The sequence below is a fragment of the Streptomyces sp. NPDC101234 genome, from assembly GCF_044767525.1.
GTDB classification, from domain to species: Bacteria; Actinomycetota; Actinomycetes; order Streptomycetales; family Streptomycetaceae; genus Streptomyces; species Streptomyces sasae.
Genome location: NZ_JBIWOA010000005.1, coordinates 352,074 through 363,005, shown reverse-complemented (window position 1 = coordinate 363,005; position 10,932 = coordinate 352,074). Strand labels below are relative to the sequence as shown.

5 protein-coding genes are annotated in these 10,932 nt (G+C 69.7%); 3 read left to right on the top strand and 2 right to left on the bottom strand.

Features of this window, described 5'->3' with window-relative positions:
* Positions 1-27 precede the first annotated feature (27 nt).
* The 3 genes from ACIRR9_RS12305 to ACIRR9_RS12295 all read left to right on the top strand — a co-directional run bounded on the left by ACIRR9_RS12305 (position 28) and on the right by ACIRR9_RS12295 (position 4,567).
* On the top strand, positions 28-1,341 hold the full coding sequence (locus ACIRR9_RS12305; RefSeq protein WP_403750367.1) for an alpha/beta hydrolase: 1,314 nt from the start codon (positions 28-30) through the stop codon (positions 1,339-1,341).
* A gap of 156 nt (positions 1,342-1,497) precedes the next feature.
* Complete coding sequence (locus ACIRR9_RS12300; RefSeq protein ID WP_403750365.1) at positions 1,498-2,475, top strand: NADPH:quinone reductase; 978 nt, start codon at positions 1,498-1,500, stop codon at positions 2,473-2,475.
* 187 nt (positions 2,476-2,662) lie between these two features.
* Positions 2,663-4,567 (top strand): hypothetical protein, encoded by a 1,905-nt coding sequence (locus ACIRR9_RS12295; protein ID WP_403750363.1) that lies wholly within the window; start codon positions 2,663-2,665, stop codon positions 4,565-4,567.
* Here ACIRR9_RS12295 and ACIRR9_RS12290 read toward each other — a convergent pair whose 3' ends face one another.
* Positions 4,568-5,731, bottom strand: a complete 1,164-nt coding sequence (locus ACIRR9_RS12290) for an FG-GAP repeat domain-containing protein (RefSeq protein ID WP_403750361.1) — start codon at positions 5,729-5,731, stop codon at positions 4,568-4,570.
* A 79-nt stretch (positions 5,732-5,810) separates the two neighbouring features.
* On the bottom strand, positions 5,811-10,631 hold the full coding sequence (locus ACIRR9_RS12285; RefSeq protein ID WP_403750547.1) for a family 43 glycosylhydrolase: 4,821 nt from the start codon (positions 10,629-10,631) through the stop codon (positions 5,811-5,813).
* Positions 10,632-10,932 lie beyond the last annotated feature (301 nt).

Here is a 10,932-nt window from a genome sequence, read left to right as displayed (position 1 = left end):
CGGGTAGGGAAGTCAGGACTAAGTGACATGGGTTTGACCAGTCGAACGACCGTATACGCGATGGTGGCGCTGTCCGCCCTGTGTGTGGCGCTGCTGGTCTGGCTGTGGCCACGCCTCGCGAAGCCGGGGCTGTGGCATGTGCTGGGTCGGCTGGGCGCCATCGGGGTGACACAGGTGACGATCGTCGCCGCGTTCGCGTGCGGGGTGAACTCGTCGTACCAGTTCTTCGGTTCCTGGAACGAGCTGTTCGGCAACGTCGACACCGCCCCCGTCGGCGTGACCCAGGCGTCCGGCGACAACGGCGGCGCGCCGATAAACGGCATAAACAACGTCCACGGCTCGCTCGTACAGCCCGCCGGTGACCAGCAGCTGAGCCGGGTCAGCGGACTGCCCTCCGGGCCGCCCGCGGTCGTCGGCCGGGTGGACTCGGTCAAGGTCATCGGCAAGAGCACCGGTGTCGTCGACCCGGCCTTCGTCTATCTGCCGCCGCAGTACTTCCAGAAGGCGTACCAGCGCCAGCGCTTCCCGGTGATCGTCGCCCTCAGCGGCTACCCGGGCTCCATCTACAACCTCGCCCAGCACCTGCGGGTCCCGCAGACCGCGGCGGAGCTGCAGAGCAAGGGCGAGATGCAGCCGACGATCATCGTGATGATCCGGCCCACGATCGCCCCGCCGCGCGACACCGAGTGCGTGAACGTCCCCGGGGGACCGCAGACCGAGACGTTCCTGGCCAAGGACCTCCCGCTGGCGATCAAGTCCGTCTACCGGGCCGGCCACGACGCCAGCTCCTGGGGCGTGATGGGGTACTCCTCGGGCGCCAGCTGCGCCCTCCAGCTCACGATGCGCGACCCCCACGTCTACACCACGGCCGGCGCCCTGTCGCCCGACTACAAGGTCAAGGACGACCCCACCACCGGCAACCTCTTCGGCAGCGGTCTGGGCCGCCAGGCCCGGGTCGACGGCCACGACCTGATGTGGCGGCTGGCGCACCTGCCCGTCCCCCAGGTCTCGGTCCTGGTCGCGCACAGCAAGAACGGCGAGAAGGGCTACCCGGAGACCGAGGCCTTCATCAAGGCCGTCAAGGCGCCCATGCGGGTCGTCTCGATACTGCCGGACAACGGCAGCCACAACTTCCCCACCTGGCTGCGGGAGCTGCCCGCCACCCTGAAGTGGATGAACGACCAGCTGACCTTCCCCCAGGACGTCGTACCCCAGCACCACTCGAAGAAGACGAACCAGGCCGGCGGCAAGCCCTCGCCCTCACCCTCGCCCAGCGCCGACCACGGCTCCCTGCGAGCGGAGGGCACCGAACCGAGGCCGACGGCCGCGACGCACAAGTAGACGGGCGCACATCCGCCATACGGGCTTCCGGTCCGGCCTGTCGACGCCTCACGGCCACCCTCGACGAGGGTGGCCGTGAGGCTGTTCCGGCGGAACACCGGCCGTGTGCGGCACGGGACCGGTGGGAACCGGTGTGCCCGGAGAAGAATCCGGGCCATGCTTGCCGCCTACATCGAAGAGCTCGGTTCGCCGGATGTCATCCGGATCGGTGAACTGCCCCCTCCGCAGCCCGGGCCCTCGGACGTGCTCGTCGACGTCGAGGTGACCGCCGTCAACCAGGTGGACACCTTCGTACGGTCCGGGGCCTATCGGACACCGCTGTCCTTCCCCTTCGTCATCGGACGCGATCTGGTCGGGACGGTCGTGTCGGCCGGCCCCGGTGCGCCCGGCTTCCGCCCCGGCGACCGGGTGTGGTGCAGCAGCCTCGGGCACGCCGGCCGGCAGGGCGCCGCCGCCGAGCAGGCCGTGGTGCCGCATGACCGTCTGTACCGGCTGCCCGACGGCGTCGGCGCGGTGGACGCGGTGGCCCTCGCCCACCCGGCGTCCACGGCCTGCCTCGCGCTGTTCACCCACGGGCGGCTGCGGGCGGGGGAGACCGTCGTGATCCTCGGGGCCGCCGGGAACGTCGGTGCCGCCGCCGTGGTGACGGCCGCCCAGGCCGGGGCCCGGGTGGTGGCCGTCGCCTCGGCCCGGGACACGGACCACTGCCGCTCGCTCGGCGCCCGGCAGGTGGTCGACTACCGGGATCCCGAGGCGGCCCGGCGGATCCGGGAGGCCGCGCCCGACGGGGTCGACCTGTACCTCGACACCTCCGGGCGCAACGACCTGGAGACCGCGCTGGGCCTGCTCGCGCCCCGCGGACGGGTCGTCGTCATGGCGGGGCTGCGGACCCGGCCCGTCCTGCCCGCCGGGGAGCTGTACACACACGACCGGTCGGTGCACGGCTTCGCCATCTCCGGTGCCCGCACCGACGAACTGGCCGAGGCCGCCGCCCATGTCGCCCGGCTGACGGCCGACGGGCTGCTGCGCCCGCGCGCCGTCGATGTACTGCCGCTGAGCGAGGCGGCCGAGGCCCACGCCCGGCTGGAGGCGGGCGAGGTCCGCGGAAAGCTGGTGCTCCGGGTTTCCGGCTGAGCTTTCCAGTTGGGCTTTCCGGATGAGACTTCTGGATGAGTGTCGACACTAGTCCGGTTTTCGGCGGTCAGTGGCGACCGATTCTGAGAATCTCGCTCAACTGTCGACAGTAGAGCGGGAGTTGGGGCAGACTGCGCGGCTATCCGGAACCGTCCGTAGGCACGTCTCGACCACGGAGGAATCGCTGATGGCGTCAGGGAGTCGCAGGAACGCGTACGAGCCGTCGATGAGGGACCGGGTGCGGGCCCTGGTGGCGCTGGCGACCGTGGGGGTCGGTTCGGCGGCGCTCCCGGGGACCGCCCGGGCGGCGGACACCGGTGACCCGATCACCGTGGGAGCCGGCGAGACCTACGTGGTGGACACGACCACCACCCTCGGCTCCGTCACCGTCGCCGAGGGCGGCACCCTCACCGCACCCGACGGCTACAGCCTCACCATGACAGTGGACGGCGTGGAGACCGGCTCCGCACTGACCTCCACGCTCGCCACGAGTACGACGATCGCACCCGGCACGTACACCGGCGACATCGTGCTCACGGTCGCCGAACAGAACCTCGCCACCTACGCCGGCGTCACCTTCCCGCTGCGGCAGGCCCTGTACATCGGCGCGGACGGCGCCGTCGCCGCCAAGTCCGCCACCTCCGCGCTGGTGGGCGGCACGGTGACCGACTCGGCGGCGCAGGGCGTGAGCGTCACCTCCACCTCGGAGGCCTTCGACGGCTTCTACGTCGCGGAGGGCGCGTCGTACGCGATCACGGACACCACGATCGGCTTCACCGGCAACGGGCGGTGCGACTTCGTCGGGGACGGCGCGGCCGTCGTCGGCACCGGGTCGGGGACACGGCTGGTCGTCGACGGGGTCACCGTCTCCGACAAGGGCGTCGTGCGCAGCGGACTGGTCGCCGAGGACGGGGCCAACGTCGTCGTCAAGAACTCCAGCATCCAGTGCCTGAACGGCGTCCTGCCCTCCGACTACGTCTTCGGCGGCGGCGCCGACATGCTCGTCGTGCCCTGGCGCCTCGGCATCTCCGGCAACGTCCGCGCCACCAACCTCATAGGCACCGGCACCAAGGTCACCTACATCGCCTCCAGCATCGCCTCCGAGACCTGGGGTGCCTTCTCCACCGACTCCGTCTCCAACGCCTCGGCCACCGCGATCAACTGCACCATCAGCAACCTCGGCGACGAGGGCTACGGCTCCTTCGCCGACGGCAACGTCACGGAACGGATCCTCGGCTGCACCCTCGACGTCGGTACGTACGGCACCATCATCGGCGCCTCCAACAGCACGCTGTACTACGGCGACAGCACGCGCGCGGACGTGGCCCAGCTCAACACCGACCTCGAACTCGGCTTGACCGACGCGGAGTTGACGGCCCTCCCGGTGCAGAGCACCACGGTCACCTCCCAGCAGTTCGGGGTGATGTGGCACGGGGCGGGGACCCTGCACATCAGCGGCGGGACGGTCCTCACCACCGCCGCGACCACCTTCCTCGACAAGGCGGTCCGCGCCACCATCACCGTGGACGGCTCGGAAGGCGCCGCGCTCGACCCCGGTAACGGCGTCATCCTCCAGGTCATGGAGACCGACAACCCGGGGTCGAACGCCGGCGTCTACACCGAGCCCACGGACGACCCGGTGAAGGACACCAGCTGGGACGTCTCCGCCGGCCACGACACCGACACGACCGCCTCCTTCACCGCCATCGCCCTCACCGGCGACTTCTACAACGCCATGCGCACCGGCCGGAACATGGTGCTGGGCTTCGACGCGGCGACCGTCGAGGGCGTGCTGTCGGCCTCCGAGTCCCGGCATGCCCTCAGCACCATCACCTCCGCCGAGTACGCCCAACTGGGCCATGTCACCAACACCGCGCAGCCGGTCGTCAACAACGGGGTGGTCGTGACGCTCGACGGCGGCTCGCAGTGGACGGTCACCGGCACGTCGTACCTCAGCCGGCTGACCCTGTCGGCGGACTCGGCGGTGGCCGCGCCCGCCGGGAGCACGGTCTCGATGACGGTCGACGGGGAGCCGACCGCCATCGAGCCGGGCGGGGACTACAGCGGGGCGATCACCGTGACCGTGAGCTGATCAGCTGCACGAGCCGGTGAACACGTCCACCGCGTCGTCGCTGCTGCTCGCCACCAGCAGGTCCTTGGTGCCGTCGGACGTCACGTCGGCGGCGGTCGCCTCGTAGGCGCCGTCCGCCGACAGCTCGGTCAGCTCGCTCAGCGAACCGCCCGAGGCGCCGGTGTAGACCGAGACCGAGTTGCCGTTGCTGGACGAGACCAGCACGTCCGGGATGTCGTCGCCGTTGACGTCGGCCGAGTTGACGGCGACGGGCAGCGCGGACGTGGTGTAGTCGACGGGGTCCTGGAAGGTGCCGTCGCCGTTCCCGGCGTAGACCTCAAGAGTGTCCGAGCCGTTGCTGACGGTGGCCAGGTCGGTGTTGCCGTCACCGTTGAAGTCGCCCTGGGTGATGGAGTACAGACGCGCCACGCTGCTGTAGTCGGTGACGCTCCCGAAGGTCCCGTCGCCGTTGCCGAGGGCCACGCTCACGCCCCCGGCGGTGGCGACGCCGGCGGTCGCGATGTCCAGGTTGCCGTCGCCGTTGAAGTCGGTGAGGACGAGGCCGTGCGGCCGGGTCACCGACACCGTCTGCGAGGAGACGGTGAACGCACCTTCACCGTCGCCCAGCAGCAGGCTGACCTGCCCGGCCGACTCCTGGGCCACCGCGATGTCCAGGTCGCCGTCCCCGTCGACGTCCCCGGCGACCAGCGAACGGGCGCCCGAGCCGACCGTGTACCGGGTGGCCGTCCCGAACTTGCCGTCGCCGGTGCCCAGCAGGACGCTCACCGTGCCGCCGTCGAAGTCGGCGGTGGCGATGTCCGGGTTGCCGTCGGCGTTGAAGTCGGCGATCACCGACTGGTACGGCTTGTCGCCCACGGCGTAGTCCGTGGCCGTGCCGAAGGTGCCGTCGCCGTTGCCCAGCAGGACGGAGACCGTGTCGGCGTCGTTGTTCGCGGCGACCACATCGGCGTTCCCGTCGCCGTCGAGGTCGCCGGTCACCACGTGCCGGGGGTTGTCACCGGTGCTCGCCGAGCTGGCGGACTTGGTGAAGGAGCAGGTGGTGGCCGTCGTCGTGGTCGTCTGACTCGCCGACGCGACGGCGGTCACGCCTGCCGCGACCGTTAAGGCACCGGCCACTCCGTAGGCCAGGATGCGCGGAGCCCTGCGGTTCCTGTGCTTGCTCATGACCGGACGGAGGTCCTTCCGTGAGACGCGGAAAAGTTGTCTGTCATGGGCACGGGAACCTACGGGCACCGCCTGTGAGTCACGTGTTACCGGACCGTGGTTTCCCGGAGTTCCGCGACCGGAGGGGTACGGCGACGGTGGCCGTCCCCCCGTCGTCGTCGCTGACGGTGACCACCGGCCGGTGCCCGCCGGGCCTCCGGTACAGGTGCTCGGCACGGCAGACGGAGCCACGGACCTTCCCCTGCGTCGGGCGGCTGCCGTCCTTCCAGTCGACGACGCAGGTGTGGGTGTCGGAGGCGCTCGGGTCGGTGAAGCGGACGGTGAGGGTCACCAGCCGGTCACCGTGGCCGTGCGCGTCGGTGATGACCGGCGGGGCGTTGGAGACGGTCAAGGTCGTGGTGTCGGTGCTGCGGCCGCCGGTCAGGGTGAGGGTGAAGGTGCCGTTGTCGGTGCAGGTGACGGTGGTGGCGGCCGATCCGGGGTCCGCGACCGTGCAGGGGGCACCCGCGGGGAGGGTCCACTTGCCGGGACCGGCCCCCGACACCGTGCCGGCGAGCGGAATCGCGTCCCCTTCCGTCCCGTCGACGTCCGGTCCCGCGTGCACGACGGTCACCGGATCGATACTGGTCAGCGTCGGCACGACCGGCTTGATCAGCCCGTCCGCGTCGAACTCCAGCTTGTCGATGGTGGTTTCGCGGTGGGTGCCGTCGCCGCCGGGGATGGCGAACCGGTGGTAGGCGATGTACCAGTCGTCGGTGTTCGGGACATGTACGACGCTGTGGTGGCCGGTGCCCTTGATACCCAGGGAGAGGTCCTTGGAGAGGATCACGCCCCGCTTGGTCCAGGGGCCGGTGGGGGAGGGGCCGGTGGCGTAGGCGACGCGGTAGTTCTCGTCGCGGGTGTCGTTCTCGGACCACATGAAGTAGTAGACGCCGTTGCGCTTGATGACGAACGAGCCCTCGTTGTACCCGCTCGGCGTGATGTCCTGGACCTTCGAGGTGTCGATGGACGTCATGTCGGCGTTCAGCGGGACCACATAGGCGTGGCCGTTGCCGAAGTAGAGGTACGACTGCCCGTCGTCGTCCGTGAAGACGGCCGGGTCGATCATCTGGCCGCTGAAGTCACCGGACTTGAGGAGCGGTTTGCCGAGGGCGTCCTTGAAGGGCCCGGTCGGCGAGTCGGAGACCGCCACCCCGATGTTCGCGTCGGCGCAGAAGTAGAAGTAGTACTTGCCGTCCTTCTCGGCGATCGTCGGCGCCCAGGCCCTGCTGTCCGCCCAGCTGATGTCCGGGCCCAGGTCGAGGATGACGCCGTGGTCCGTCCAGTGGACGAGGTCGGTGGAGGAGTACGCCTTGAACTGGGTGCCGCTCCAGCCGTCGTAGCCGTCGGAGGTCGGGTAGATGTAGAAGGTGTCGCCGAAGCGGACGATGTTCGGGTCGGCGTTGAGCCCCGGCAGCACCGGGCTCTTCATGACGAGGGCCGAGACCGTCCAGGTGCGCTGCTTGCCGTCGGAGCCTGTCACCTCGTAGGTCACCGGCTTGCTGAAGTCCTGCACACTCCCCGAGGCCGGGCTGATCGCGGCGCCGTGGGCGAGGGTGAACTCCGGTGCGAGGGAAGTGAGATCGGTGCCCTCGGTCATCGGCAGCGTGATTCTGCTGTCCGCGTCGTCGACGATGGCGTCGACCTTCAGACCTGTCTGGGTCGCCTTGGCGATTCCGGCCGTGTTGCCGCTGAGCTCCATCACCTCGGCGGCCGACAGGGCCCGGTCGTAGATGCGGAAGTCGTCGACCTCGCCGCCGAAGTACGGGTCGGCCGAGTACAGGGAGCGGCCGATGTAGCCGGTGTAGTCCTTGCTCGCGTCGTACAGCTCGGACGGCTTGATGGTGGTCGTCGTACGGGCGACCTGGATGCCGTCGACGTAGAGGACCATCGTGCCGGTCGTGCCGTCGAGGGTGACGGTGACGTGCCGCCACTGGCCCGGCGTGAGCTGCGAGCCGGCCGTCAGCTTGGACTCCGCCGACCAACTCGCCTTGGTGATGGCCGAGTAGAGGCTGGAGCCGCCGTTGGACGGGGTGGCGAAGAGGTACTTGTCGCTGTCGGGGCCCAGCCCGAACAGCCACTGGAAGCTGTCGCCGCCCTTCCACTTGGCGTACGTCGACACGGTCACGCTGCCGGCGTTCTTCAGCACCCCGTTCGGGATCTTGACGTACGGCGAACTCGTGGCGTCTCCCGACATCTTGAAGGAGCCGCCCTTCACCCCCGTACCGAAGGCGGGCGTGCGGACGTAGGTGCCGTGATAGCCGTGCCCGCTGCTGTCCACGGCGATATTGCCGCCGCTCTCGTCGAAGTCGTAGTGCAGCAGCAGGTCGGCCGGGACGTCGGGTCCCTCCTCCGACACGGTGACCTCGGCCTGGACCGGGATCGCGGTGCCGTCCGGGAGGCTGCCGGTGACGGTGAAGGTGCCGGGCTGTGCATAGGCGGACGCCGGGACGTCGTCCCAGGTGACGGCCACGGGCCGGTCGACGCCGTCGGCGTAGGAGGCGATCACGGTGGCGGGGAGGACCGGGGCCTGCCCGGTCTTCGTCTTCACCTTCACACTCTCGACGCTCTCCACCAACTGGTCCGGCTGGTAGGCGCGGAGGAGTCGGTCGTACTCGGCCTGGGTGACCGGGAGCACGGTGCCGTGGCGGGGCTTGGCCGGGAGGTCGTAGTCGGTGACCGGTGTCCAGACCCCGGAGCCGAGGTCGTCGGTCTCGAAGGGGATGTACCCGCGCCCCCCGAACTCATCAAGGAACGCGTACCACTTGTCCTCCGTGTTCGACTTGAACACCAACGGCCCCTCGGCCGCGCTCATCGCGCCCTTGCCGATGCCCTCCGCGACCGACGTCCAGTCGGTGGAGAGGATCGAGTCGCTCTTCTCCTCGAAGATGAACTTGCTGTTGGGGGTCGAGGAGGTGTTGTTCCGCTCGTCCTTGGAGAGCCGGTAGTAGGTCCCGTCCTTCTGGATCATCGTGGAGTCGATGACCGACCAGCCGCGGTCGACCCACACCTTGGGCTCGCTGAAGGTGTAGAAGTCCCGGGTGGTGGCGTACATCATGCGGTTGTACGTGTCGCCGGAGTGCGCCGCGTTGTCGTACAGCTTCGACGCCCAGAAGACGACGTACTCGCCGAGCTTCGCGTCGTAGAACGCCTCGGGCGCCCAGGTGTTGCCCGCGCTGTCCGGGGCGACCTTCACCAGCCGCTGGTTCGTCCAGTGGACGAGGTCGGTGGACTCCCAGACCATGACGGACTTGCTGCCGGTGCGCTGGGCGGCGTCCCAGTCGCCGTTGCCGTAGATCCTGAGGTCGGTGGCGATCTGGTAGAACTTGTCGCCCTCGGGGGAGCGGATGATGAACGGGTCGCGCAGGCCCTTCTCGCCGAGGGTGGAGGTCAGGACGGGCTTGCCGTCGTTCAACTCCCGCCAGTTCAGCGGGTCGTTCCCCTTGCTGAGGGCCGCGTAGAGCTGCTCGCCGTCCGCCGTGCCCTCGCCGGTGAAGTAGCTGAACATGTAGCCCTTGAGGGCTTCCCTGGCGGGGAGTTCGGGGACGCGGGCGGTGAAGGTGCGGGTGCTGTGCGCCTCACCCTTGGTGACCGTCGCGGTCAGGTCGACGGTCGTGGCTCCTTCGCCGTGCGCGGGGCGGTGGACCGTGCCGTCGGCGGAGACGGTGTCCGGATCGGCGGAGGACCAGGTGACGGTCGTGCCGTAGGCGCCGGTGGCGGGCAGGGTGAGGTTGCCGCGGACGTCGTCGACGTTGTGGACGGTGAGGGCGTCGGCGGCCTGCTCGGTGGCGGTGGCGTCGTCGAAGTCGGCGCGGACGGTGATGTCGAAGGTCCTGGTGTCGGTGACCGTGCCCTTGGTGAGGGTCGCGGTGAGCGTGGCACGGGCGTCGGGGGAGCCGGCGGCGGGCCGGGTCACCTTGCCGGAGTCCGAGACGACGTCGGGGTTGTCGCTGGACCAGCTGATGGCCGAGCCGCCCGCCGTACCGGTCCTCGGCAGGTCGAGGTCGGCGGTCACGGCACCGGTGTCACCGAGGCTCAGGGCCGCCTTGTCGTCGGCGACGCCCTGGGTGTCGACGGGCAGGGCGAGTTGCTCCACCTCGGAGCCGTCCAGGGCGCGGTCGTATACGCGGAAGTCGCGGATACGGCCCTTGAAGAGCTTGTCGCCGGAGTAGACGGACCTGCCGATGTAGTTGGCGACGGTACTGCCGGACCCGATGGCGCCGGGGGTGTTGGTGACGGAGGTGTTGCGGCCGACCTCGACGCCGTCCTCGTAGAGCACACCCGTGGTGCCGGTCTGGGTGTAGGCGAGGTGCTTCCACACCGCGCGGGTGAGGTTGTGGGAGTCGGACGGCTTGGTCGTCTGCTCGGTGGACCAGTTGCCGGTGGCGAGGGAGGTGCGGAAGGAGTTGCCGGTGGTGAAGAGGTAGCCGTTGCCGCTGCTGCCGCTGGAGTTGCCGAAGCCGTAGAGGAAGTACGGGGTGGACTGGGCGGAGTCGATCCGCACGTCCAGGGACACGGTGATGGCGTCCATGCCCTTCATGACGTCGTCCGGGACCTTGACGTAGGTGTCGGAGCCGTCGAAGCCGAGGCCCTGGCCGGCGGCCGACCAGTCGGCGGTGCCGTTGAGGGTGCCGTCGCGGCCGTTGCCGGAGGCGTCGGGGACGGTGCTGCCCGTGTCGGCGTCCAGGGGGTACCAGAGGGCGAGGCCGGCGGTGGGGGCGGTGGCTTCGGCGGCCTGTGCCGCGGCGGCCGCGGGGAGGGCCGGTCCGGCGAGGGCGAGGAGCGTCGACGCGGCGACCAGCGCGGCGAGATGACCCGCCCGGCGTCTCGCGCGGCCACGGGGTCGTGCGGTGTGCGGCATGACGGCTGTCATGGGGGCTCCCTGTCAAGTCCCTTGTCGTTACATGCGGATGACGTCGCGCTGCGAGAGTGTCAAACGCTGTACATCTGGCCGTCAAGAGCTTTCGAACAATGTCCGGCTGGTCGAACGTGGCGGGCGGCCGAATTCCCGGTCCCCGGCGGTGCGTCGAGCTGGGCGGTTGTGTCGACAACCAAGCCCTGGCCATGACTTGGCCTACGGTTACCCGGCCCGGATTCAATCTTCAACTAAGCAACTCCCCTCCCGGGTAAAGAGGTCTACCCGCATAGAGCGCCCGGTGCTG

Coding starts and splice junctions, on each gene's coding strand:
- ACIRR9_RS12305 (WP_403750367.1), top strand. CDS start 28: ATGGGTTTGACCAGTCGAACGACCGTATACGCGATGGTGGCGCTGTCC.
- ACIRR9_RS12295 (WP_403750363.1), top strand. CDS start 2,663: ATGGCGTCAGGGAGTCGCAGGAACGCGTACGAGCCGTCGATGAGGGAC.
- ACIRR9_RS12290 (WP_403750361.1), bottom strand. CDS start 5,731: ATGAGCAAGCACAGGAACCGCAGGGCTCCGCGCATCCTGGCCTACGGA.
- ACIRR9_RS12300 (WP_403750365.1), top strand. CDS start 1,498: ATGCTTGCCGCCTACATCGAAGAGCTCGGTTCGCCGGATGTCATCCGG.
- ACIRR9_RS12285 (WP_403750547.1), bottom strand. CDS start 10,631: ATGCCGCACACCGCACGACCCCGTGGCCGCGCGAGACGCCGGGCGGGT.